At 46.1% G+C, this 25,733-nt stretch carries 14 protein-coding genes; 8 read left to right on the top strand and 6 right to left on the bottom strand.

Annotated elements, in window-relative coordinates; translation table 11 throughout:
* Window positions 1-7: 7 nt before the first annotated feature.
* A complete protein-coding gene (locus KOE27_RS14885) occupies window positions 8-1,645 on the bottom strand; it encodes a DUF1800 domain-containing protein (RefSeq protein WP_215239651.1) in 1,638 nt (545 codons plus the stop codon).
* Between the two features lie 490 nt (window positions 1,646-2,135).
* Here KOE27_RS14885 and KOE27_RS14880 point away from each other — a divergent pair, with 490 nt between their 5' ends.
* The 5 genes from KOE27_RS14880 to KOE27_RS14860 all read left to right on the top strand — a co-directional run bounded on the left by KOE27_RS14880 (window position 2,136) and on the right by KOE27_RS14860 (window position 9,565).
* Entirely contained in the window at window positions 2,136-3,626 is a 1,491-nt protein-coding gene (locus KOE27_RS14880; RefSeq protein WP_215239650.1) for a TlpA family protein disulfide reductase, read from the top strand.
* Between the two features lie 21 nt (window positions 3,627-3,647).
* On the top strand, window positions 3,648-5,231 hold the full coding sequence (locus KOE27_RS14875; protein ID WP_215239649.1) for a sensor histidine kinase: 1,584 nt from the start codon (window positions 3,648-3,650) through the stop codon (window positions 5,229-5,231).
* Window positions 5,228-5,977, top strand: a complete 750-nt coding sequence (locus KOE27_RS14870) for a LytR/AlgR family response regulator transcription factor (RefSeq protein ID WP_215239648.1) — start codon at window positions 5,228-5,230, stop codon at window positions 5,975-5,977. The genes KOE27_RS14875 and KOE27_RS14870 overlap by 4 nt, the downstream gene beginning before the upstream one ends.
* 226 nt (window positions 5,978-6,203) lie before the next feature.
* Window positions 6,204-6,581 (top strand): hypothetical protein, encoded by a 378-nt coding sequence (locus KOE27_RS14865; protein WP_215239647.1) that lies wholly within the window; start codon window positions 6,204-6,206, stop codon window positions 6,579-6,581.
* 419 nt (window positions 6,582-7,000) lie between these two features.
* Window positions 7,001-9,565: a TonB-dependent receptor gene (locus KOE27_RS14860; RefSeq protein WP_215239646.1), complete on the top strand. Its 2,565-nt coding sequence runs from the start codon at window positions 7,001-7,003 to the stop codon at window positions 9,563-9,565.
* 148 nt (window positions 9,566-9,713) lie between these two features.
* Here KOE27_RS14860 and KOE27_RS14855 read toward each other — a convergent pair whose 3' ends face one another.
* Window positions 9,714-12,098, bottom strand: a complete 2,385-nt coding sequence (locus KOE27_RS14855; RefSeq protein WP_215239645.1) for an ABC transporter permease — start codon at window positions 12,096-12,098, stop codon at window positions 9,714-9,716.
* 413 nt (window positions 12,099-12,511) lie between these two features.
* Between KOE27_RS14855 and ggt the strand changes: the two genes are divergently transcribed.
* Together ggt and KOE27_RS14845 are read left to right on the top strand one after the other, a co-directional pair.
* Window positions 12,512-14,257, top strand: a complete 1,746-nt coding sequence (ggt, locus tag KOE27_RS14850) for a gamma-glutamyltransferase (RefSeq protein ID WP_215239644.1) — start codon at window positions 12,512-12,514, stop codon at window positions 14,255-14,257.
* A gap of 190 nt (window positions 14,258-14,447) precedes the next feature.
* Window positions 14,448-15,374: a COG4315 family predicted lipoprotein gene (locus tag KOE27_RS14845; protein ID WP_215239643.1), complete on the top strand. Its 927-nt coding sequence runs from the start codon at window positions 14,448-14,450 to the stop codon at window positions 15,372-15,374.
* 160 nt (window positions 15,375-15,534) lie between these two features.
* Here the strand turns inward: KOE27_RS14845 and KOE27_RS14840 are convergent, their stop codons facing one another.
* The 3 genes from KOE27_RS14840 to KOE27_RS14830 all read right to left on the bottom strand — a co-directional run bounded on the left by KOE27_RS14840 (window position 15,535) and on the right by KOE27_RS14830 (window position 21,181).
* Window positions 15,535-16,782, bottom strand: coding sequence for a PepSY-associated TM helix domain-containing protein (locus tag KOE27_RS14840; RefSeq protein WP_215239642.1), 1,248 nt, complete (start codon window positions 16,780-16,782; stop codon window positions 15,535-15,537).
* A gap of 35 nt (window positions 16,783-16,817) precedes the next feature.
* Window positions 16,818-19,184 carry a TonB-dependent receptor gene (locus KOE27_RS14835; RefSeq protein WP_215239641.1) on the bottom strand — a complete coding sequence of 789 codons (2,367 nt, stop codon included), beginning with the start codon at window positions 19,182-19,184 and terminating at the stop codon, window positions 16,818-16,820.
* Window positions 19,185-20,194: 1,010 nt separating this feature from the next.
* Window positions 20,195-21,181: a ScyD/ScyE family protein gene (locus tag KOE27_RS14830; protein WP_215239640.1), complete on the bottom strand. Its 987-nt coding sequence runs from the start codon at window positions 21,179-21,181 to the stop codon at window positions 20,195-20,197.
* 336 nt (window positions 21,182-21,517) lie between these two features.
* Between KOE27_RS14830 and KOE27_RS14825 the strand changes: the two genes are divergently transcribed.
* Window positions 21,518-23,065, top strand: coding sequence for a carboxypeptidase-like regulatory domain-containing protein (locus KOE27_RS14825; protein WP_215239639.1), 1,548 nt, complete (start codon window positions 21,518-21,520; stop codon window positions 23,063-23,065).
* Between the two features lie 99 nt (window positions 23,066-23,164).
* On the opposite strand, the gene KOE27_RS14820 is transcribed toward KOE27_RS14825, so the two are convergent.
* Window positions 23,165-25,600, bottom strand: a complete 2,436-nt coding sequence (locus tag KOE27_RS14820; RefSeq protein WP_215239638.1) for a phosphocholine-specific phospholipase C — start codon at window positions 25,598-25,600, stop codon at window positions 23,165-23,167.
* Window positions 25,601-25,733: the final 133 nt, after the last annotated feature.

The following is a 25,733-nucleotide window of genomic DNA, read 5'->3' as shown; positions in this document are numbered from 1 at the left end:
CAAAAAATTAAAATAATTGATATTCAGCCATTCTCAACATGTGTTTCATCAGGGTTCTGGTCCGCCATAAAATGATATTCTGTTTGGCAGTATCGGTGGGGAAGGTCCGGTAAGCATCCCATTCTCTGACCCAGGTCGTTCTGGGGCTACTGTTCATCATCATTATTTTATCAATCAGGAAATCTTTCTGAGTCTGCGGTAATTCATGGGTGTACATATTCTTTGAAAACTCGGCCAGTACCTGCTCACAGCTGATGGCCGCCGTATTGGCTACATCGGAGAAATTGGGCTGGAGGGCAGTGAGTATTTTCAGGACATCTATCTGCAAAAGGTACCCGGGCTTTATCTCTAGTGAAGGATAAATCAGAGAGTCGGTCCGATAGCCGCGTAAGCCCAGCGTGGTCCCATTGATCCAGTTTCTGGAGTAGCCGGTCTGGTAATAGGGAAGAGAGCCAAAAACGGAAGGCTGGTTTAAAAAATTGAGCTGAAGATTAATCATACTGTTATTCATGAAATTCATCATGATCCGGAATGGGCCATACTCGGTGGTGATATCCGGAACGGGCTGAGAGAAGAGCCGGATGGTACCTATGATGAATTCGGAAGGTGCTTTCACGATAGCTCCAATGTTGGAGGAGTCGAAAAAAACATTACTGGTCAGCAGCTTTCTTAACACCGGAGCAATGGCGAAGTTGTTGGACGGGCTTGAAAAAAGATTGGCAAGAGGAATAATTACCTGATCTTCAATTTCCTGGGTCACATTGGGGTTAACATACCAGCGGTAAAGTTTGCGACAGATAAATTTAGGGGTTTCCGGATGGCTCAGGAGCATGTTGACCAAATCCGTCAGTTCGGCGTCTCCTGCGGTTGCGCCGCTCCTGCCGGTTATGGTGGTATTATTGTATTTGGAAGAAAAAACCTTGTTGGTCGTATCGTGCCTTTCGGCGGTGAAAATTGTTTCAAAAGAAGTGGAGCCAACCTTAAGCCTGTTGGTGGCTTGCCAGCCGGTAAGTACCTGTGCCGCGGCTTTTACATCCTGCTCGGTATAATTATGGTTGCCCGCAAAATCTTTCTGGCCCACCGTGAACAATTCCTGTAGCTCTCTGCCGTAATTTTCATTAGGCTGCTCCTTGGTGTTTTCATTACCGTTTTGATAGATCAGCATGGCAGGGTCTTTGGTGATGCCCACAGTCATATCTCTGAAATTTCCAAGGGCATTTGCCCGCAAAAACCGGAGATACCTGTCGGTAAAGCGGTAATCTTCCACAGATGAAATAGCTGTAACAAAATGATTCTGCCAGAATGCCGTAATTTTTTCCAGAACCGACGGGTAGCCGTTCTGTTCGGCCATTAATCCGATCCACCAGTACTGAATGTAGGTACTGTATACCGATGCCCGGGTGTCTGTAAAGGGTTTGTTTAAAAATGGTTGGCCCGAATCGCTGCGGCCGGTCTCCATTTCCACCGGCGCCGCCGGAGAGGCGCGGTAGGAAGCATTGCTGATCAAAAGATCTACAGCCTGCGTGGCGGTCTTACCGGTAAAAGCGGTTATTTCCTGCTGGGTGGGCCCAAAAGTAGCCCTTCTTAATAAATGCGCCGCGGTTCCCGCTGTTAGCGGTGTGGCGTAAGTATCTAAGTATGCCATAGTGGTTGTACCTACGTGGTTTTAATTAGCGTTGTTTGGATGAATAAGTGAGTATGTTTTCAGGAAAGCTCGCCGCTTATGCGATTAAAGTTTCTGTGTGAATGGATCAGGATTTTATTATCGTAGCTGGTTCAGGAATGATATCTGAGGGAATCAGTAAAGGGAGAGGATGGCGCGCGGGCCCACAACTATCATCAGTCGCAACTGTGAGATGCTCTGGCCAGGAATGAAAGGGATTACGATCTATTTTACAATAGGCTATTGTTTTAACTGGTTACAAAATTAGAGTTTTGGCTATTAATGTACAAATTATTTCTACAAATTTTTTGTAGAAATAATATTATATGAATAAACCTGGTGAATTTGATCGGCTTTGGGTTGATGCCGGATTCACATCCAAAGACATGGTTTACACATTTGAGCTGGTAAAAAGGTTTGGATGCAGCTAGTTTTATTTCTGATTAACCACATAAACCGGACAGAACCCACCATGAAAACAGTTTTCTTGATATTGATACAGCTTTTGGCACTGCATGCAATAGCTCATAACACATTTGCGTACCACCTGCTGCAAAGCGGCGGTTGTGCAGAAAATAATGGTATGATATTGGCTGGTAAATTGGATAATTTCTCAGGAAGATCTGTGAAACTGTGGCTTACCAGTGCATCCGGCGAGGACCTGTTGTATAATATATCAGTCAGCAACGGTGAATTTTCAATTCCTGACAGTCTTGTTTCTTTCCCGGGAATCGCCCTATTGGCTGTGCCCGGTGGGGATGAAGATCTCCCGATACCGTTACTGTTGGCCCCGGATTACAGCCTTTCCCTGAGGATGGATGTGCAAAGCGCCGGTGGAATGCGCAAACCACTTGTATTTTCAGGAAAAGGAGCTGCCGCGAACAATTTTTATACCCGGATGATTCATTATCGCCAGAAAAACAGGCCTTCGGGTAATTACAATTTTGATGAATGGTATCAGAAGATACGTAAAGGCACGGATTCGCTATACCATATTTATAATCAAATTTATCGCGACAGCGACGATACCCACTATGGCTACTTCAGCAGATTAGTTTATAATGATATGGCCTTCGACCGGCTGGATATTCTGATACAGAGGGCTCACAGTATGCTTGATTATTTATCTGCCGCTGAGGTAAACCGATATGTAACGGCCAACTTCGACGAGCACATGCTTAAAAATATCTCGGACCCTCAATACCTGGCTTCACCTGCGTACAGGAATCTCATGGGTTTCTCGTTCTCGTATCTTTTTTATCTCGTTAAATATGACGAAAAGCTTTCCGCCGACACTTCAAAGGGTAGGTATGAGATCAATCTGGATAAAATTAACAGCGTTTTTAAAGACGATTGTAAAGATTATGTTCTTTACAAATTTGTGAACCTCAATCTGGTAGCCTCAGTAAATTCCTATGAAAAATTTCGGGAGCGAACACAGGTTACGATGGTGTATCTGAATGATTTCAAGAATAAACGGCTTTACGAAACATTGAGGAGAGCAATTCTTACAAAGGAAAGTGAGCTGGCTGGATTAAAAAAAAATGATCCCGCTCCAATGTTCTCTCTTGCCGACCCGACCGGCAAAAAATATGACCTGAACCATTTCAGGAACAAAATTGTCCTACTTGATTTTTGGGCAAGCTGGTGTGGTCCCTGCAGGCAGCAGACCCCGTTTCTGGAGAGCCTGCATTCAAAATACAAAACGGACGATCGTATATCTTTTGTTAGTATTGCGGTAAGAGACAAAAAAAGTGTCTGGCTCAGGGCGCTGGAAAAGGATAAGCCTGGCTGGTTGCAGCTTTTTGATGCCGATGGGAAAACGGCTGCCAACTATTTTACCAATGCGATCCCCAAATTTGTTATTATTGATGGTAAAGGAAAAATCTTTGATTTCCAGGCACCTTCTCCCGATGATGGAGACAAACTGGAGCGTTTGATTGAAAGTTGTCTGAAAAACTAAAATGAGGAGTCAGTTAATTATATGATCGTTAAACCGACGGTACTGGCAGTATGTGTTCTTCTTATTTTTAAAATTCCGGGATTTGCTCAGCGCATTACGGTTTTTGGGAAAGCTCCGGTACGCATTGAAGGACAAGGGCTTTTGATCAAACAGATGCGCGACAGAAGATTTGTGGATGATATCGGGAGTTGTCCGGTAGAAAAAGTAGTACCGGTATACCTGTCAGGAAGCTGGATAACCATACAAACCACGGATTCTCCTTACGGCAGTTCACTGTCGTTCTCCGAAGGTAATCGAGAGAATACCCTCTATTTGAACCATTATAAGTATCGTAAACTCTATGCAAGATTATTTTACACCCAAACTCCAATAAGCGGACAAACATACATTCCACCTGCTGATCGAGTCGCCACGACGAATCGCAAAGTGATTTTGAGTGATCATGAAATGGTAGTATACAGTTTTCTAAAAGTAAATGATTTCTTTTTTCTGGATTTCCTGGATTACAAAACGGATTCGCTGGTGAGGAGATATTATATCAAAAGGGTTAAAACGGAGCCTCGGATTCATGCATTCGTACAGCAGGCGAGAGCGAAGTATGCTGGCAATAAATATGCTGACACTAAAATAGTGTTGGACAAACAGTATAAACTGCTCTTGTTACCAGACAGACAAACGCGTTTTATGCTGTCTGGGAGCCCAAGGTTGACGGATTCCTCGGTAAGATATGATCTGGCAAATTTAAAAACGGGGGATACGCTTCATTATACAGGGGCCGGTCGTATCATCATTCCCGGATTGGCCGCAGGTACTCAGTATGTATTAAAGTTGTATGACGAGTTTCAGCCGGAAACGGTTAGGGTCTATTTCCTGGACATTCAGCCATATTGGTACCGTTCAAATTTGTTTTATTTCCTGGCCGGCGTGCTGATTTTCTCTGTTTCTGTCTTATTTGTTTTGATCAGGCAACGCAGAAGGGCACGCATTTCCCGGCAAGAACAAACGGAAACGGAACAACACCTGCGCATGGTACAGTCGCAGTTGAACCCTCATTTTACTTTTAATGCGTTAAGTTCTATCCAGGGCCTTATCAATACAGGGCGTATTGATGAGGCCAATCATTACCTAAGGGAATTCAGCCTGCTTTTGCGAAAAACCCTGGAAAGAGACCAGCACGCATTTAACACATTGGACCGCGAGATACAGATGATGCAAACTTATATCGGATTGGAACAACTGAGGTTCAGATTTCACTTTGAAATAAGCCTGTCTCCTAATCTTAATCCGTCTGAAACAAACATACCTACCCTGTTACTACAGCCGCTGCTGGAAAATGCGATCAAACACGGCATCAGTGAATTAGGCGAAAATGGACTTCTGTCGGTCAATTTCATTCAGGAAACCGATAAGCTGATCGTTGTGATAAAGGATAATGGTAAAGGGTTTGATCATTCCTCTGTTACAGGGTATGGGCTCAGGCTGACGCGGGAAAGAATTTTGGCAATAAACGGGCTGCTTGGAGAGAAAAAGATTGAATTTTTCGTTAATAACCGGATAGGCACGGAAGTAACCATCCTGTTTCATCACTGGATTGACATCTCATGATTCGAGCTATAATTGTTGACGACGAGCAGAATAATATAAAAAACCTGTCCGCACTGCTGGCAAGCCACTGTCCGGAGATTGAAGTTGTGGCTACTGCCACCCAGGCAGGCCAGGCGCGGGAATATCTTTTGCACTTCCGGCCGGACGTCTTGTTTCTGGATATCCACATGCCAGGACAAAACGGATTTGAATTGTTAAAATCACTCCGTGAATACCCTTTTGAAGTAGTTTTTGTGACTGCCTATGATGCCTACGGGATTATGGCCATCAAGTTTTCAGCGCTCGACTATTTACTTAAACCCGTCAGTATTCCGGAACTGAAATCTGCTGTGGAAAAGATAGCAAAAGCCGTTCGTCAAAAAAAGCATAACCTCAGGCTGGAAAACCTACTTCACTTACTTGACAAACCTACGAAAGATCCTGGTCAGCGAATTGCACTGCCTACTCAAAAAGAAACCTACCTTGTAGTGGTTAATGACATTCTAAGGTGCGAGTCTTCCAATAATTACAGCATTTTTTTTCTTCGTGACGGGACCATGCACGTCATTTCCAGGCCGATCTATGAATATGAAGAATTACTGGCTCCCTATGGGTTTATCCGCTGCCATCAGTCTCACCTGGTTAATAAAAATCATATCAGAAGTATTCTTAATGAAGACACCGGATATCTTATCATAGAAAATACAATTAAGAAAATTCCTATTTCAAGACAGAGGAAGGCTTTTGTGATGTCTCAGTTAAAATGAAGTCTGCGGCAAGGTACAATTAAGTTTGTTCCTGGTTCATTAGTTTCTGATTGTTTGACCAAATCTATCATCAACCTTACCTTTACGGAAAGTGTTCTGCGGGAATCTTAAGTGGCGGCGGCATGTAAGCCTCTAAAAAAATAATATTAATACCCCTACTTGTAGAATTAGTTTTATATATTTGACGCAACAATATTTGTATCAAAGATATAATACCCTCAGCAATATGTATATAAATTTTCAGTATGATTTTAGGATCATTTCAATAAGTGACGATAATTTTTTTGGTTTTGATGGATATGGCATTGAGGTTTATTTTAATCTTGTGAAAAAAGATACCAAGCAGGTGGTCCGTTCAGGCAAATATGCCATTTCGGCTATGCCCGTTTTTTGCGAGCGGACTGCGGAAATGCCTTTCTGCGGCTCCTTTCAGGAACTCTGGACAAAACGATTAAGCTACGTCATGTTTTCCAGGCTAAGGCCTTATCTCTCTCTGGTAAATCGTACCGACAATCCGGATATTTTACCCGCATCCGGTCATCATTTTATGATCATGTGCAATACGGAATGGGCTGCTATGCCGGTTGACTGGGTTCCCGAATGACCCTTTTTTCCTGTCGTTCACAGGCAGGTCTGCCGCCACTGCATAACGACCGGACCGTTGGGAAATTCACATAGATTCAAGTCAGTAGCAGGAGATGACAGTCGCCCGGGGTAATTTTTTTAATGCGATAATAATTTGAATATCAGGTGCTAATGCCTTTTTCCATTACGGTGTTTTAAAATTTATTACCCTATAAAGTCTATATACTATATTTAATCTATACATTTGTAATTCATTTATAAAAGCTCATCCGATGAAATCAATTTTCCTGTCAAAAAACACGCAATGTTGGCGGACATCTATTGTTAAAGAACGAAGCCGTCCGGATACATGCTGTCAGCCATCCCGGGCAGCAGGAAAACGCTTCGATTAGTGTCCATAAATAATTCACCAACCATAGATATTCTCTATTCATTAGCATGAGACAAATTTTAGGATCATTCTTCCTCTTTGCAGCCATTCTTTTCCCTCTGTTCGTATCCGCCCAGGATAATACCATTGTCAATGCAACAATTTCCGGAAAGGTACTGGATGCCGGTACGGAGGAAGCGCTGGTAGGGGCAACCGTTTCCATTAAGGGTACTACCAATGGAGCCTCCACGGATGCAAACGGCGAATTCAGCCTGATTACAGGCCAGAAATTGCCTTTCACACTGATCGTTTCATACGTCGGATACCTGAAAAAGGAGGTTCTGATCAACGAGAGCAAGGTTGAAATAAGGCTTGCGGTTAACAATACACAGCTGGAAGACGTCGTCATTTCGTCACGTCGCCGTCAGGAATCGGCACAGGAAGTACCTATCCCCATTTCGGTGATCGGCGGAACCAGAGCAGAAGACGCTGGCGCGTTTAATGTGAACCGTCTGAAAGAACTGGTACCAACAGTACAGCTATATGCCTCCAATGCACGGAATACAACGTTAAATATCCGCGGGCTGGGATCAACCTATGGATTAACCAATGATGGGGTGGACCCGGGCGTCGGTTTCTACGTGGATGGGGTATACTATGCCCGCCCTGCTGCCACAGCGCTGGATTTTATCGATATAGAACGTGTTGAAGTTTTGAGAGGACCGCAGGGAACCCTTTTTGGTAAAAATACAACGGCTGGTGCCTTTAACATTACTACGCGCAATGCCAGTTTTACTCCGGGCGGAAATTTCGAAGTAAGTTATGGTAACCTGGGTTTTGTTCAGGCAAAGGCTTCTGTCACAGGCCCTTTGAGTAAAAAGCTGGCAGCGCGTGTTTCCTTCACCGGTACACAGCGTAACGGTACGTTTTTCAATGTTCACACGCAATTACCGATTAACGATATCAATAACATTGGTGTAAGAGGACAAATACTTTACACACCGACCGAAAATGTAAATATAACCGTGATCGGAGATGTTTCGGATCAGAAACCCACCGGTTATGGATGGCCCGTGGCGGGAGTGGTTCCTACGAAAAGAGCTGCTTACCGTCAGTTTAATGCCATTATTGCCGATTTGGGATATACGCTTCCCTACAAAAGTGCCTTTGAACGTAAGCTGGACCTGGATACACCTTCCAAGGCTGACAATCAGCTGGGCGGCGTGTCCGTTAATGCGGATATAAAAATAGGAAACGGAACACTGACCAGTACCTCGGCATGGCGTTACTGGAAATGGACGCCCCTGAATGACAGGGATTATATTGGATTACCAGTGTTTACAATTTCCTCGGGGAACTCCAAGCATGATCAGTGGTCTCAGGAAATCCGTTATTCGGGCAAAGTATCCCCCAAACTGAGTGGGGTGGTAGGTGTATTTGGTCTTTGGCAGGATCTGACTTCCGACCCCGTACAGACCGAGGAAGCGGGATCTGCACAGTGGCGGTTTGCGCAAAGCTCAACAAGCGCTTTATGGAAAACTCCTGGTTTGTTCGATAACTATGGTATCCGCACCACGAACGAAATCAAGAGCACCAGTTTGGCTGTTTTTGCACAGGCCGACTGGGTAGTGCTTGACAAGCTGCATATTTTACCGGGTGTGCGCTACAATTATGACAAGAAGGTAGTGGATTACAAAAGAGAGACCTATGGCGGATTACAAACCACAGATGCAGCGTTGATCGCACTGAAAAATGGTGTATACACCAACCAGGCTTTCAACACGGATTATGCCAAAGGGAATTTTTCGGGACAGCTGTCTGTACAATATAAGGCAAGTGGTAAAGTCAATGCCTATGCTACCTATTCTATTGGTTATAAGCCCATTGGTGTAAATGTGGGCGGGCTGCCCACCGCGAACGGTCAAGTGCTGATAGACCTGGCAAATGTAAAACCCGAATATGTTGATCATAAGGAGTTTGGTATCAAAACCAAGCCATCGGGCAATTCGGTATTGAACCTAACTTTTTACCGTTCCGATATCAAAGATTATCAGACACAGGTGCAGACACCTGAACCGGGCGTAAACCGCGGATACCTGGCCAATGCTGAGAAAGTGCGGGTACAGGGAGTAGAACTGGACGGTAATGTGCGTTTCAAGAACCTTACTCTGAATGCTGCCGTAGCTTATACCGATGGGAAGTACGTGCGCTTTACCAATGCGCCCGTACCGTTGGAAGAGGTAGGAGGGGCGCAGGCCTTTAAGGATATCTCGGGCGGCAGACTGCCCGGTATTTCCAAATGGTCTGGCTCGGTAGGCGGAGAAGCGGTTACCAAAGGAACTTTCCTTGGCCTGAAGGGTAATTACTTCGTTGGCATTGACGAATTTCTGCGGTCTGAGTTTTCATCCAGCCCTTCTCCTTCTCAGTATCTGAATATTGGAGGCTACGGACTCACAAATGCACGGGCTGGTTTCAGAGCGTCTAACGGTCTTTCGTTCTTTTTCTGGGGAAGAAATATTTTCAATAAGAATTATTATGAGCAGCTGCTGGCCGCTCCCGGAAGTTACGGGCAATATGCAGGTATAGTGGGAGACCAGCGTACCTACGGTGTTACCGTAAGATTTACCTACTAATCAAAAAGGTAGGATTATTAACGGAAATACGGATGGTAATCCTCTGAATAAATGAAGTTTATTAAAAAACAGTAGCAGGGTTGGCTTGCTACTGTTTTTTCGTTTGAGGGGTCACCATTGTGCCAGAATAGGCTTGCCAGGCAGGCACCTATTCGCCCTTCAGGCCCTTGGCTGGATCAACCAGGGCCGCTCTGATGGCCTGATAGCTAATCGTTAAAATGGCCACGGCCGCAGCCAGGATTCCGGCGAGGACAAAAATATCCCAGGTGATTTCTATTTTATATTGATAATCCTGTAACCATTTTTTCATCAGGTACCATCCGATTGGTGACGCTATCATGGCCGAGATCAGAACAAGCATCAGGAAGTTGCGGGTAAGTAACGAAAGAATACTCTGCACGGAGGCTCCCAGGACTTTCCTTATGCTGATTTCTTTACTACGCTGCTCAACCATGAATGCCGAGAGTGCAAATAATCCCATACATGCCACGATAATGGCCAGTACTGAAAAGCTGCTGAAAATCAATCCCATACGGTTTACGTCACCATACATCTGCGCAAAGCTCTGGTCCATAAAAGTGTACCTGATGGGTTGATTGGGGGATAGCGTATTCCAAACGCGGGTTATGGATCTTAGTGTACCCTTCATGTCCGAGGTATTGACCTTGACCGACACAATGCCGGGGCTATTACCTAATTGCATGCAGAGCCCCTGGATGTTGTCTTTCAGCGATTCGAAGTGAAAATTTTCTACAACCCCAATAATTTCCAGATCATTGCCACTGTTAGACCAGTTGGTTATATGTTTGCCAACCGGATTTTTGAGATTGAGATCCTTTGCAAGTTTCTGGCTGATAATCACAGCATTTGCGTCGGTGGCGCGGTCTCTGGAAAAATTCCGGCCATCCAAGAGTTTTATTCCCAGTGTTTGGATATAGTCGTAATCCGTGAGCCAGAATTGCCCTGGTACCGAAGCCGTTTCCTTTGTCCTGCCAAATTGCCAGAAGCCGTTTCCGTTACGTTTGGTTCCTCTGATAGGCAGATAATCACTCACGGTGGCATTTACAACCTGCGGTAATTTTTTAATCTCATCCTTGAAAACACCGATATTTTTATCCAATGTGTTGGTCCCGTGAATAAGAATAACCTGGTCTTTATCAAAACCTACCTTGGCATTGAGGATATAATTTACCTGCCGATAAATCACGAACGTGCCGATGATCAGTATAATGGAAGTGGTGAACTGAAAAACCACAAGTCCGCTGCGGAGCCCTGCACCTTTGCTGCCTTTGCTGAGCTGCCCCTTCAGAACATTGATAGGCCGGAATCCCGATAAATAAAATGCAGGGTAGAGCCCCGCCAGCACACCGATAATGACAGAACTGATCAGGAGCATAGGGGCCAGCCACCAGGCAGTGGCAGGAAAAATCAGCGATTTGTCGGCTAAGGTGTTGAAGAAGGGTAGTAATATAGCCGCCAGAACAAGTCCGAATGAAATAGAAATAAAACTGATGAGCCAGGATTCTGTCAGGAACTGATGGATCAGGCTGCTCCTTTCGGAGCCTACCGTTTTTCGGAGGCCTACCTCTACCGCCCTGTTGGCCGATTTGGCTGTAGAAAGATTGATGAAATTGATACAGGCCAGTATCAGGATAAAACCAGCCACACTTCCAAAAAGCCATACAAACCTCATATCCCCATGGCTCAAACCGTCATAAACCTCGGAGGCCAGATGGATTTCCGAAATGGGTTGTAACACATAGGTAAGCTGGGCCATCATTTTGGCTTCATCTACCTGCTGGCCGGTTGCCTTCATCTGGGGGATAAAATACTTCTTTGTAATGGCAGTAAGTTTCGACTGGAATTTAGCGATGTCGGTTCCTTTCCTGATCCGGATATAGGTATGGTAGTTGGTGGCCAGCCAGTTGGTTTGCTCTCCATCATAAAAAACCACTCCTGCCATGGTCATCAGAAAGTCAAAACTTGTGTGAAAATTCTGTGGGAAATCTTCAATTACTCCGGTAATTTTCCGGGGCTTGGTTAAGTCATTGTTCATGATCATGATCTTGCCCAGGGCATTTTCGCCGGGGAAAAATTTATCGGCTTTGGACCTGGTAATCACCAGGCTGTTGGGCTCGTCCAAAGCATGTTCAGGGTCACCGGCTATCATTTTTAAGCCCCATATTTCCAGAAGCTCCTGATCCACATAGGCGAAACGCTCTTCGTATACATTTTGCAGTTTGTCGGCACTTCTGATCTGATTGGGCCCTGCTCCGAACAACTCGCTGTTCAGAAGCCGGCCTGCCTTTTCTACTTCGGGATAGTCGTCCTTAAGTACCTTTGCATAAGGGGCTGACATGTGTACCCATTTGATCCTTTTGCCATCAAACTCTCCTTCATTGAGTACTCTGAAAATGCGCTCCTTATCAGGAATATCCTGATCATAACTGAGTTCATCGCTGATAAACAAAGCAATCAGAAAACATGCCGCAATTCCGATAGCAAAACCTCCGATCTTAATGAAGGTGTACATTTTTTGTTTAATCAAATGCCGCCAGGCGAGTTTAAGGTAATTTCGGAACATAATGATGATAGGAAAAGTGGTACCGAGCCTCTGTTCAATTGTTGTGCCATTTTCTTAACTGTCTTTTAATCAAATATTTAGAATAATTTTTTTGAAGATTTTGTTCGGAACCGTACGGGATATTGTCCGGTATTGAACATCCAGGTATTCTTTCCCGTAACCGCTCAGGCAATTATCTGTCCGCATGGTGGAGGAATTTTATTCTCCACTTCTCCTAACGTTAATCTTGCCCGGTTCCATTTGAGGTACCTGTTAAGCTGTTAACCAGAAAATTATTCAGAAATTTTATGCTGCATGGAGGTATATTGAACATTCGTCTGTCCTTGCCTTTGAAGGTCAGTAAGTAAATGAAATTCGTAGAAATGAAAAACAGCTATTTATCTGCCTTTGCCGGGCTCCTGTTGGTACTGATAAGTTACAGTGTAGCGCAGGGGCAGACAGGGAGGGGAGACCGTATCAGTGGTTCTAATGTTGAGTCAAGAAGCCCGGTTCTGGCAGCCAGGGGTATGGTGGCAACAAGTCATCCGCTGGCCACGCAGGCGGGGCTGGACATACTGAAAAAGGGTGGTTCGGCAGTAGACGCTGCCATTGCGGCCAATGCCGTGTTAGGGGTTTTGGAGCCGAATAATTCGGGGATCGGCGGTGATTTATTTGCCATCGTCTGGTCGGCCCGGGACAAGAAATTGTATGGGTTAAATGCCAGCGGGAGATCTGCTGAAGGGCAGAGTTATGAAAAACTGAGGGAGTTGCTGAAAGGGAACTCACAGATTCCGCTGTATGGGCCTCTTTCCATTTCTGTTCCGGGTACTGTGGACGGCTGGTTCGAATTGCACAAACGTTTCGGAAAACTCAGAATGGCTGAGATACTTTCTCCGGGAATAAAATATGCAAGGGAGGGCGCGCCCGTGCCGGAGGTGATCGCTTTCTCATGGAACCATGCATACAACCGGCTCAGGGAACAACAGCCGGTGATTGGCGAGTTTGAAAACTTTAGAAATACATTCCTGATCAATGGAGCAGCACCCGGAGAAGGAGATATTTTCAGGAATCCGGACCTGGCCAATACTTACGAAAGAATTGCAAAAAGCGGACGTGATGCTTTTTACAAAGGAGAGATAGCAGACCGGATTGACAGCTATGCGCGAAGGACTGGGATACCTTTACGTAAGGCAGACCTCATTGCCCATAAAAGTACGTGGGTGGACCCGGTTTCGGTGAATTACAGGGGTTATGACGTGTATGAACTGCCACCGAACGGACAGGGGATTGCTGTACTTCAGGTGCTGAATATTGTGGAGGGATATGACCTTCAAAAAATGAAACATAACAGTGCGGAATATCTGCACCTGCTGATTGAAGCAAAAAAACTCGCGTTTGAAGACCGGGCGCGTTATTATGCAGATCCTGAGTTTGCAAGGATACCTTTAGCCCGGCTGTTATCAAAAGAATATGCATCCGAAAGGCGGCGGCTCATCGACCCGAAACAGGCTTCGAGAAAGTTCGATACCAGCCAGTCGGTGCTGAAAGAAGGGGATACCGTCTATCTTACCGTTGCTGATGATGATGGCAATATGGTGTCGCTGATCCAAAGTAATATGCTGGAATTCGGAAGTGGTATGGTACCCGACGGGCTTGGATTCGTTTTTCAAAACAGGGGTACGAGTTTCAGTATGACACCGGGGCATGCTAATGTTTACGCTCCCGGAAAGCGTCCGTTCAATACCATTATCCCTGGGTTTGTTCTGAAAAATAACAGACCCTTTCTGAGTTTTGGCGTCATGGGAGGAGCCATGCAGCCTCAGGGGCATTTACAGATACTTTGTAACATCATTGATTTTGGGATGAACGTGCAGGAAGCAGGGGATGCTGCCCGTTTCAGCCATTCGGGAAGCAGTGAGCCAACAGGTACCCGAATGACCGACGGGGGGCACGTTGCGTTGGAAAGCGGGATATCCGCAGAAGCCAGAAGTGAGCTGCAAAGCCGGGGACACCATCTTATCGATAAGGATTTTTTCGGGGGATACCAGGCCATTATGCAGGACAGTACCCGGCGGGTATACCACGGAGCTTCTGAAATGAGAAAGGACGGCCAGGCGGCAGGGTATTGATCAAAACTTATGGGAAACAGATAGCAGATCGTGCGGGTCTGTTTTTTGTGGAAAGCATACCCGCAGCGCGCCGAGCATCCCGTTGGTTGGTTGAGCACAATATCTGAATATCCACGCAACCGTTGAGGACTTTCCTACGTAAACTTCTCGAAGCAAGCCATTCATCAATCCAAACTAAACAATTATCAAGATGAAAAATCTAATGATCCGTGCGTTGTGCGCGGTATTTTCTTCGGCAATATTTCTGACGGGTTGCGAAAATCGCGAGGTACAGGATAGCAGTACCATCAGCAACGATACACAAAATGCCAACCTGCGTACTGCCGCCACTACAAAAATTCAGCTGCTGATCCATCCGACTTTGGGCGTATACATGGCCGATAAAGACAGGCGGACGCTGTATTTCGATGCTGGAGATGTGAGTCCTGTGGCGATTTACGAAGAAGTAGAACACCCCGCTTTTTTTGAAAAGCTCGTGGCCGCAGATTTGCCCGCAAGCTTAAAACTATCTGATTTTGGTACTACGAAAACAAGGTCGGGCAAGAACATTACCACCTACAAAGGGTGGCCCCTGCACTATGCACCTTTGGGTAATTCAGCCGGTGCCGACACTTATCCCGGCCCGGGTGTGCCGGAATTACCAGGGAATGTGAGCTACAACCGGAGCTATCTCAAAACCGTTCAGGTGGCGAAACCAGACTACAACCTGCTTTTCGGATACCAGGTTCCGGTTGGTGAGGATGGCAGGCAATATGGAAGAGGCCCTGGTGATATAGAAACGCTGACCTTGACGGATGCTTTTGGCAGGACGCTGTACCGGCACAATCTGGACTCTTTTGAGAAGAACAATTTTACCGCTACGGATACAAAAAATCTTTTTCCCATTTATGAACTTCAGGGCCCGATTACACAGACCATGGAGCGAGGAGGGTTTGTAAATCTAAAGGGACTCTCGACGATCAATGTTAATGGCAAAAAACAAGTCTGCCTGCACGGCTGGCCCCTCTATTACTACAGCGGCGACAAAGGCGTACGGGGATCTACCAAGGCTTTCGGGGTTAATCCACGCGGTAAATGGTCAAGCCATGAGCTGCGGACCCCGCCGCCAACGAGGTAGATAATGCATGATGTGACCGGGGAGGCCAGGCTTGTGGATTTCCCGGTCTCATTAACTGTTGGTAACGCAAAGGAAAAGCAATGCGGGTCCAATGGCAAGGTAATTTTTTGATAGCTGGTCTGTCATTTTTATAATGGAGTGGGCTGTTGGCAAACAGGTGCTATTGTGCCCGTGGCTGATCTGCCAGGTGTTTTGTATTGACAGATGTCTTTTCCACCGGAAGTTTTGTGGCTTTCTTGCCCTGTACAGTACCTCTCCCTGACGGGCTGTTCTTTTTCTTCGATTTGTTCCGTCGTCCCCACCAGATAATGAACCCGGTGATGGGCAAACTCGTGGCAGTGAGGCTTGCAAGGAATGCAAGGATTTTTCCAGGCAGCCCGAGTATGCTTCCTACGTGAATGTCGTAGTTCATTGCCCGGAGCTTTTCGCCACGGTCTTTGTCGGCAAACCCGCGTTTACGAAGTACCTTTCCGGAATACTGGTCGTATTGCTTGGTGGTAAACCTGAACCGGTCTGTTCCTTCGAAGAGTGCGTTTGCGATGAAAGCGCCGCCCTTTTGTTTAGGAACTACAAATGAGTATGACTTCGCCCCGGGCACGCTGCGGTGAATGTCCGCATATATTTTATCAATGGCTTTGACGGGTTGAAAAGCAGCAGAGTCGGAGAAAACGGCTTCGAGTTTTTTTGATGGCCGTCCGGCATTTGTAACGAGCTGTACTGTCTCGTTGAACCATTTAAACGCCCAAACCAGGCCCGTGAGTGCGATGATCAGCGTTACAGACATGAAATAAAACCCGACGATGTTGTGGAGATCGTAGTTCTTACGTTTCCACTTTGTGGAATCTTTCCATTGAAACCAGTACCGCTGTTTGGCGGCTGCCTTGTTTTTGGGCCACCATAACACCAGGCCCGAAATAAGCAGCACGATAAAGATTACGGTGCTCCATCCCACGATTTGTTTGCCGATTTTACCCAAAAAAAGGTCATAATGGAGGTAGAGCACAAGGGTAAAAAACTCGAATTTGTTGTCCTCGATATGAACGACCTTCCCGCTGTAAGGATTGAGGTAGACATTGTACGCGTACTCATGGATACCAAAATAGCTTATCGCCTCCTCGTTGCTTTTGTAAGCCATAAAGCGGGCGGTTGCAGAGGGGGCATTGGAAATCTGATAGTTCGTGATCGGGTAGCCTTTGCCGAGGTGTTGCTGCGCATTTGAGAGTAAAATACTCACCGGGAGCCTGGGCGTATTTTCTGCCTGGACATAAAGCCTGTCGTGGTATACAATTTCCCTGATCTCATCCTCAAAAACGTAAATGCAACCGGTGAGGCCCAGTATAAATACGACCAGCCCGGACGTTAGTCCGAGCCAGAGGTGCAGAAGGCCAATGATTTTTTTGGCAGTCATAACATATTGTTGAAAGTTTGTTATCAGATTTTTCCCTAGAATTTAACTGTTAAACTCGCCGATACTCTCCTTGGCGTTTGCGGCTGCAGATACGTGTTCCAGTACATTTCGTTGTTGATGTTGTCCAGTTTAATTCCCAACCGGTACCCTGGCTGATCATAAAAAACGGTTGCGTCCAATACGGTGTAAGCGGGCACTGTAAATTCACGGGTGGTATTGTTGATCACGAATTGCTCACCGCTGTGGTTCACACCTGCACCAAGTCCAAATCCTTTGATACTGCCGGAAGTGACCCGGTAGCTGGCCCACACGTTGGCCGTATTTTTGGCACCCGAGTTGGTTGGGCGGCGACCGTTCACATTTTCATTCGCTTTCACCAGTTTGGATACATTATATGCATATCCGGCCACGACGTTTAATCCATTGATCGGATTGGCAATCAGTTCAAAGTCAAGTCCCTTGCTGGTCTGGTTGCCGTCCTGAACCGAGAAACGGTTTCCGTTCACCGGCGCACGTTCCATATCTGTCCGCACCTGATTGATCACTTTGATGTCATAGTAGCTGATCGTGGTGCTGATTTTGTTTTCAAGTACATCCAGCTTCACGCCGCCTTCCAACTGATTTGCAAACTGCGGTTTGAAATTGGAGACGCTGCCGTCGGGCTGATTCACGGGTGCTACAAACTGATAACCATTCATATAGTTGGCAAAAACGGCAACCTTTTCTTTGACAGGCTGATACACCAGCCCGAATTTTGGGGACAATGCCGTCTGTTTGTAGATACCCGTTGTGGCGTTCGTTGTGTAGCTGTATGAGCCCTTATTGTCAAACCGGTCAAGCCGAAGGCTGAGCATTACGTTCAGGTTTTCGGTCAGGTTAAAAACATCCGACACGTAGGCGCCTAGGTAATTGTATTTGCCCGTGCTTCCGCTGTTTGTCGTCACCGTTGCCACTTTGTTTTTGATCTCATTGATACTGATGGCCGCGTACCGCTTGCCCGGTTTGATAAAATTGACGGTGTCGTATACCGCGCCACGGGTATTAGGGAAGTCGAAGTTGACCGAGCTGTAATCGATACCCGCCACAACACGGTTTCTCATCCGGCCAATCTTGAAATCACCAATGAAGTTCTGCTGAATCTGGGTGGCCACCTGGCGGGTAAACTGATCCCAGATGTTGCGGGTTACGGTGCTGTCTGTAATGGTGTTCAGCGTCATGGCCGGGAACTCAAATTCAACGAGGCTTGTACCGAAATTGGTCTGCGAAGTCCATTGACTGCTCATTTTGTAGTTCACCTGTGAATAGATGTTCTGGGTGCGGGTTGAAGCGATGATCGAGTTGTTGGTGAACGACTGCTTGTAACCGATTTTGAGCTGGTCCATACTCGACGCAGTCACCTTCGTTGACGCGATCGTGTTGCCATAAATGTTTGTACCTTTTCTACCATACAATTCAACATCGAAAAGCACGGAAAGACGGTCATTTACCTTGATCGAAACGGTGGGTGCGACCAGATACGTTTTGGAAAAACCGGCGTCCTGAAAGCTCTTTTCGCTGTGTAGTGCCGTGTTGAGTCTAAAAAGCACCGTTTTTTCTTCGTTCAGCGGCGTATTGATGTCGGCAGTAAATCGGTTCAGGTCCCAGCTGCCGGTTGTGAAGGAAGCATTGCCTTTGAATGTTTCAAAAGGTTTTTTGGTCACCCTATTGTAAAGCCCGCCGAAAGTGGACAGGCTCGCGCCGTAGAGCGTTCCCGACGGCCCTTTGATGGCCTCGATCCTTTCCAGGTTTGCCGGATCTATTTCTGCTACGGACGAGGTGCCGATACCGTTTCGGGCGGCGTTCCCAAGATTGAATCCGCGGGTGACGTTCATGTAACGGCCGTTGCTGGAATGAGCAATACCCGAGTTAGCACCGGGAATATTTTTGAAAGCGCTTTTGTAATCCGTCACAATCTGCTCTTGCATGATCTCTTTTGACACCACATTATACACCTGCGGGTTCTCGATGTTTTTGAGCGGCAGACGTGCGATGTGTTCGGATTCCTTCTGCGCAAACCGGTTGGTGTTGCCTTTGATCAGAACCTCCTGTAAAACCTGGGCATTTTCTTTGAGCGAAATGGCTGGCACTGTAGTTTCACCTTTCACTTCGACGGCCTGTTCGATGGCACCGTAGCCGACCAACTGTACGTAAAGCGTATGGTTTCCAAACGGTAATTTTTTGATCCGGAAGTTACCCTTGCTGTCGGTGATTGTGCCAATCTGCAGCTCCTTCACACCGACAGTTACGAACTCAGCGGGCTGTCCGTCGGAGGTTAAAATCTGGCCTTTTATGCTCCCGTTTTGGGCATATGCACCTGTGAGGACAGCCAAAATGATCATCGTAAAAAAGTATAATCGTTTCATTTTTGTGTAAATTAAGAAGTAAGAAACAGGAATGGATTCGCGTAGTTTTATCAGCAGAGGTATGGCTCGGATACCTGTCATTTGTTTATCGTCAAATATTTAATATTCATTATTTGCCCACTTTCACAATCGCGCCCGCATTAAAACTGGTAAGCATTTGTTCCGCCTAATTCCCTGGCTGACTTGCTGATCGTTAGTCTATATACGCCATCTTTTTCAGCAGAGAAATCGGCGGTAAAATGATCGTTCATAAGGATTGGATATTTAGTTGTATTTCGGTCTGGATTGAAGATCCGGAGCCGATGTCACCTAACCCCAAATGGTATTCTCTTCCAGGAACAATCATTCGTCCATGGAACCTGCTTGATTGACTTGCAGTAAGCAGATGCACTGGAAGAAAAAGTGATTTGTGAGTAACTCTGATTTGTAATATTTGATGATGATGCAAATGTAAAACGCAATGCTTATGCATCAAAATTTATTTAGACTTTTTTTAAATAATAATTACATGGTACTTGAAGTTCATCCCAAAGGTCCTATATCCCGTTTTCATCGCTGTATTTAACGAAAGTAAAACTACTGGATTAGGCCAAGTGTCTGGACAGGCATCAGTATGAAATATTGAAACGCGGATCGCATACCTGTGCCTTCTTTTAAAAGTTGGATTTAAAACGGAAGCTGCCAGCAGGTAGTCTGCCTGGTTAAAGCAGTATCTGGCTTCCTTCGTGGTAGTTTGGTTATTCTTAGAAGGAACGAAATCTTGAAGCAAGGGGGCTTGTGTTTTCGGAAACAACCGATGATACATCAGCACAGTCTTGGAACTGGGTCCAACGGACCAACAGGAGTAAGCAATAAGCTCGGAATGCTATTTTTGGAGTAAGTTGATGATGTTACCGGAGGAAGCCAGGCATGTCTGGTTCCCCGGTAACATCGGATGCGTTTGTCCTAACCAGATGGCAATATGGCTGTTCAGGGTATTGTGAAAATCAAAACCAGGGTATTATGGCAGGTTAGTATTTCAGTTTTTTGATAGTACCCTGTGCATAACTTAACAGGTAAAACTCCCTGTCGGCACTGCGAACGATATCTGTCGGCATGGTAAGGCCGGATAATAAAACATCTCCGTCTTCATTGAGTACCCTGCCTGTGGATGCCTCAAAACCTGCACCAAAATTACCCAGTTGTAATACGATGGGCTTGTTGTTTTTGGACAAGGTGAGATGTGACAGGTTAGTAAAACCACCCTTATATTCACTTACGGTTCCGCTGGTACTGATCTGGAAGATTTTGGCGTTGCCTGGTGTAAAGGGAAATCCTCCCAGAACGGAAACAAGGAAGCGTTCTCCGTCGAAAACAACTCCGGTAGGAACCGCTTCTACACCCGTTGCCAGATCCGGAATACGTGCAAATACACTCAATGCTCCGTTGGATTTATCCCGCCTGATCAATGCATTGGCGCCTGCATCTGCGATGTACAAGTGCCCGTCGGCTCCGAACAGCAGATCGAATATATTAGAATTGAGCGGATTGGTAAGATTCTGGCTTCTTACATATGTACCAATATCTTCCTTTTGAAACGTATTCAGGTTCAAAGGAGTGTTTCCTGGTTGGAAGGAGGATACATCCGCAGTGTACAACATACCGCTGATACCGTGGAGCACGTAGAGTTTCCCATCCTTGTAAAGCGGATGGCTCATCCCTTCGATGGAACCGTTTGAGACTACCGACGGGAAGCCGGTAGCAACCGTAGTTTTGACGCCTTCTGGGGTAATCATTACAATACTGCCGTCGTTCTGGCCGGTACCCGCCTCGGTAACCCATAAGCGGTTATTATTGTCGAGCGTAAATCCAATCGGTGCACGTAGCTGGTCGGCAAAATTGGTTACCGTAAATTCCTCAGGCTCGGGTATGGGGTCATCCTTTTTGTCATTACACGCCACTATGCCGAGTATAATACAAATGGATAAAATGGCGGTGAGTGATGCGATTTTTTTCATAAATGGTTGAGTTTGGTAATTGTTAAAGTACTTTTATAAGCCGTCAAAGGTCGGGTTAAAGTACTATGAAAATTAGCTCGGATCGGACATTCTTTGATTCATTTTGAACTTATGGCACTAAATCATCACATTAAAAGTAATTTTTATTCCCATAGGGGTAATCAGAATCTGTATTGTCATTGACCTGTCGTGAATCCAATAATATTAATGCTCTGATGAACATTCATGGAAATCTGATGTGCGAAGCGCCTTGTACGCCAAACAGAAATTTTAACGTTGTGCAATGCTGGCCACATGTATTGTAAGTCGAGCCCGGTCAGCGTTATCCTCTGGGCAATGATTTTGATAACCTGCTTTTTTTGCGTACCGGATTGCCACGCACAAAAACTGCTCGACAAGCGCATTACTGTTTCCGTTAAAGCTAAGCCGGTGGCAGAGGTTTTAAAATTGATCGGGCAGCAGGGGCAGTTTGCTTTTTCGTATAATAGTGACATTATCCCCGGTGACAGCGTCGTGAGTATTTCCATGTCGGCACAGGTGCGGCAGGTGCTGGACAGGCTGCTTTTGGGAAAATACCTTTACAAGGATACCGGGAACTATATTATAATCCAAAAGGCTCCGCCGGAGAGATATGCTTACATCAGCGGGGTTGTGGTGGATGGTGAAACGCAGGAAGCCGTGGATTATGCCAGTGTTTATTCCAGGGAGCATTTGATTTCCGCACTGACCGACGCGGACGGTTCCTTTAAACTTCGCTTGCGTCATCATCAGTTTCCAGTCACTCTCACAATCAGTAAGATTGGGTATGCTGATACTTCCGTAGTACTGCATTCCGAAACTGATGCGGGGATGAAAATCAGCATTCATCAGAAGTCGATAGACCTGGATACACTGACCATCACAAATGGAAGTGACAGTAGATTCTGGCTTGCGAGATTATTGGTTTCTTCGCGCCTCAGAGCGCAAAGTCGGAATATTACCCGCTTTTTTGTTACCTCTCCTTTTCAGGTAGGCCTTACGCCGGGTTTGAGCACGCATGGAAAAATGGCATCACAAATTACCAACAAGGTTTCTCTGAACGTCTATGGCAGTTATACTGCCGGCGTGAACGGGGTGGAGCTATCGGGACTTTTTAATATTTCCCGTAAGGATGTGAGGTATCTGCAGATGGCCAACATGTTCAATATTGTGTCGGGAAATATGAAGGGCGTTCAAATTGCGGGGATCAGTAACGTAACACAAGGAAATGCTAGCGGGACACAACTGAGCGGATTGGGTAATGTGAGCGGAGGTACGGTCCGAGGAGTACAATTGGCTTTTTTGTTTAATTATGCCAAAAATCTGAGGGGCGTTCAGGTAGCTTTGGTTAATCTGGCCGATAGTTCTTCCGGGTACAGTGTAGGCTTGCTGAATATTGTAAAAAAAGGAAGTGGTGCCATCGCTGTTTTTGCCAGCGAAATGGTGCCATGGAATGTTGCCTGGAAAACAGGAAATAAAAAATTGTACAATATCTTTAATATGGGTGCTTCCATGGACCGTACAAAAAAAGCCTTTCTCTTCGGTTTGGGCTTAGGTCATGAATCTGCCCTGAGTTCAACACTACGTCTGAATACAGAAATTACTTTTCAGAAAGGTTATTTGGGCGACTGGGATAAGTGTGCCGCCATCTATCAGTTACATACAGGGCTTAATCTGAAGCTTGCAAAGCGGCTGTCATTAATTGGCGGGCCGTCTTTTTCCGTTTTTCAATCGGAGCAAAAGGAATTTCGAGCCGGGTACCAGTCTTTTTCTGATAAGGGATTTTTTCATTTCAATACCGGGCACCAGGTGCAAGGCTGGCTGGGATGGCGCGGCGGTCTGAGCTGGAATTACGGACGACGCTAGGAAAACATCCACCGGTCTGGAGACCGATGTCACTCGGACGTCGTCTGGAGACGACGCCCAACCCCTTCCTCCCATTTGTCCCCCTCCTCCTTCCTCCATCTACAAAACACCCCCCATCAGCGGATCCGTAAAACTTTCTTTTGCCTGTTCCACATGACCAGCGTATTGTTGGCGAAAAGCGGCGTTACCTTCTGTCACCAGAGTGAAGTCATACCAGCTGTGACTGCGTTTCAGGTTAAGTGGAATTAACACTTCCTGTACTTTTGCAGGAAGTACCCCTTCCACCGGCTTGCTGCCGTAGGCATTATCCGTCAGACCGAATTTCAGGGTTTCATTACCCGATATCCGTTTGATATGTACGTATACATTACCACCCGGCTTTTGGCCGCGATTTTTTTCGGGGTGGTATAATAGCTGAACCTGTATTTTAGGGTCCTTGGCATTACCGGTATAATGTCGGTAAAATCCGTTTACACTGTATACTTTCAGATCATACTGCTGGCTCTCAAAGCTGTCGAGCGGCCAGGAATACGAAAAGTTGTCTCCCGCCGCAACGGTAAAGGCCCAGGTTCTGCCTGCGGAGGCATATACATTAAAGACAATGCCGCTGGCGGATTTGCCAAAAAACTGATTTCCAGCTTCAAAATTTATATTAAATAGTTTATCGTCGCCCGACCCGGCGTGTGCGTAGGCTTCATACGGTATCGGGTTGGCGGGTTTGATACCCTTTTCTTGTCTGGGCAAAAAGCTGGTATCCGAATTATCCATGACAGCTTTGATCATATCCTGATCGAGCCGGTTGAAATTATCAGGTACCCTGGCAAATTTTGCCTTGTGTATTCCTTCTATAAAAGGTACACGGTCAATGGCTTTGGGGTGTGTTACTTTTTCTCCGTTATAAGGCCTGAACACTGAAGTGAGGTCGCCGCATACGCTTCTGCGCCAGGACGATATGTTATCTTCGTGAATCTTACTGCCGGTTTTATGGCTCAGAAAATGTTCCAAAAACTGGATGGACGAGGTATGGTCAAAAACCTGTGAATTGACATATCCCCCTCGCGACCAGGGAGATACTACCATCATTGGAACTCTGAAGCCCAACCCGACAGAACTCTCCCGGGCCGTTTGTCCTTTCACCACATATTCCGAGGAAATATCCAGCGATTTTGAAACCATACCTGTTGAGGCATCCTTGGGGTTGGGAACTCCAAATGGAGGCACATGATCAAAATAACCATCATTCTCGTCGTAGGTCAGGATAAAGATCGTTTTCTTCCATACTTCCGGATTTTTGGTTAAAATATCAATGGCTTCCGAAAGATACCATGCACCATACCAGGGCGTGCCCGCGTGGTCGGAGAAATTGGAAGGTGCCACCAGCCAGGATACCGTCGGCAGCTTTCCGGCGTTCACATCGGCCCTGAACTGGTGTAAAACATCTCCTTTGGGGATCAGAGCAGAGCGTTGGGTACCGTTGTCATCATAGGTAATGGTTTCCAGGCTGTGGTAATCGGGATCGTTGCGGTTGACGGTAAAAGCCCTTTGATGGAGGTCCCGCTGCTCTGGTGTTAGCTTGTCAAGGGTATTGACTTCCAGAAAGGCAATTTCTTTGATCGTAAGATGCAGTTTTTCCTGGATTTTTGGATCCGGTTTTTCCAGCAGTTGTTTCTCAAATGCAGCCTTGGCTTTTCTGAGGTGGGGCAAATGTTCAGGATGACGTTTTACATGGTATTGTTTGAAAAATTCCATGTCGTTATCCGTGAAATTGGAAAGCCAGCGGCCCTCTTCCCCTTCAAACCCTACTCCGACGCTTAGTTCGTTCTGATAAATGCGCCAGTCGACCCCATGTTTGGAAAGTCTTTCCGGAAAGGTACTCCACGACAAACGCTCTGAACCGTCGATATCTGCATTGGCAATGTGCGGACGCGAACTTTCATTCTGCTCTTCCCTGATTTTGCCCGTCCAGAAAAAACAGCGGTTAGGGCTTGTGCCCGTCAGTGAGGAACAGAAATTATAATCGCAGACCGTGAAACTATCTGCCAGGTTATAGTAAAAAGGGATGTCCTCACGGGTATAGTATCCCATTGTAAGCGGCATGTCGGAATATTCCCTGATCTTGGATCTCTTGGCATCCAGCCAGCCATTCATGTTACCCCTGTTGAGGGAATCCACCTGATCTGGCCAGCCATGGGGGAGGTCGCTCATCCAGGTAGCTTTGGTGTCTTTGATATTGAACCGGAAGGGCGCATAGGTTTCACCTTTTTTGTTGCTTTGGAGCCAGACGGGATATTGATTGGGTAACCTGATGGCCCGGGGATCGTTGTAGCCGCGTACTCCTTTGAGGGTACCGAGCGCATGGTCAAACGACCGGTTTTCCTGCATCAGAAAAACAATATGTTCGGCATCCAGATAAGTAGTTCCCTTGTCGGGATCGATGGCAAACGCCCGCTGTATGGAATCGGGTATCACGCCTGCCAAGCCAAGTGCACTGGTAAATATGGAAGCCTTTTTTAGGAAATCTCTTCTGTTTTCCATTTTTGCAAGAGATGATTAAGGGGGTTAGGTAAGCTGTAAAGTAAGCCATTATTTGAATAAAAGGCGCGGACATATCCGCAACCTGGATTATTTTATGTCATTATTCCAGGCAGCTTTTTAAATTCAGGTACTC

The sequence above is a fragment of the Dyadobacter sp. CECT 9275 genome, from assembly GCF_907164905.1.
GTDB classification, from domain to species: Bacteria; Bacteroidota; Bacteroidia; order Cytophagales; family Spirosomataceae; genus Dyadobacter; species Dyadobacter helix.
This window is presented reverse-complemented; position numbering and strand designations above follow the sequence as displayed.

What these genes read in the sequence shown, in the direction of transcription:
- KOE27_RS14830 (WP_215239640.1), bottom strand. Translation starts at nt 21,181, where the DNA reads ATGAAAAAAATCGCATCACTCACCGCCATTTTATCCATTTGTATTATA.
- KOE27_RS14880 (WP_215239650.1), top strand. Translation starts at nt 2,136, where the DNA reads ATGAAAACAGTTTTCTTGATATTGATACAGCTTTTGGCACTGCATGCA.
- KOE27_RS14820 (WP_215239638.1), bottom strand. Translation starts at nt 25,600, where the DNA reads ATGGAAAACAGAAGAGATTTCCTAAAAAAGGCTTCCATATTTACCAGT.
- ggt (WP_215239644.1), top strand. Translation starts at nt 12,512, where the DNA reads ATGAAAAACAGCTATTTATCTGCCTTTGCCGGGCTCCTGTTGGTACTG.
- KOE27_RS14885 (WP_215239651.1), bottom strand. Translation starts at nt 1,645, where the DNA reads ATGGCATACTTAGATACTTACGCCACACCGCTAACAGCGGGAACCGCG.
- KOE27_RS14840 (WP_215239642.1), bottom strand. Translation starts at nt 16,782, where the DNA reads ATGACTGCCAAAAAAATCATTGGCCTTCTGCACCTCTGGCTCGGACTA.
- KOE27_RS14875 (WP_215239649.1), top strand. Translation starts at nt 3,648, where the DNA reads ATGATCGTTAAACCGACGGTACTGGCAGTATGTGTTCTTCTTATTTTT.
- KOE27_RS14845 (WP_215239643.1), top strand. Translation starts at nt 14,448, where the DNA reads ATGAAAAATCTAATGATCCGTGCGTTGTGCGCGGTATTTTCTTCGGCA.
- KOE27_RS14865 (WP_215239647.1), top strand. Translation starts at nt 6,204, where the DNA reads ATGTATATAAATTTTCAGTATGATTTTAGGATCATTTCAATAAGTGAC.
- KOE27_RS14855 (WP_215239645.1), bottom strand. Translation starts at nt 12,098, where the DNA reads ATGTACACCTTCATTAAGATCGGAGGTTTTGCTATCGGAATTGCGGCA.
- KOE27_RS14825 (WP_215239639.1), top strand. Translation starts at nt 21,518, where the DNA reads ATGATTTTGATAACCTGCTTTTTTTGCGTACCGGATTGCCACGCACAA.
- KOE27_RS14870 (WP_215239648.1), top strand. Translation starts at nt 5,228, where the DNA reads ATGATTCGAGCTATAATTGTTGACGACGAGCAGAATAATATAAAAAAC.
- KOE27_RS14835 (WP_215239641.1), bottom strand. Translation starts at nt 19,184, where the DNA reads ATGAAACGATTATACTTTTTTACGATGATCATTTTGGCTGTCCTCACA.
- KOE27_RS14860 (WP_215239646.1), top strand. Translation starts at nt 7,001, where the DNA reads ATGAGACAAATTTTAGGATCATTCTTCCTCTTTGCAGCCATTCTTTTC.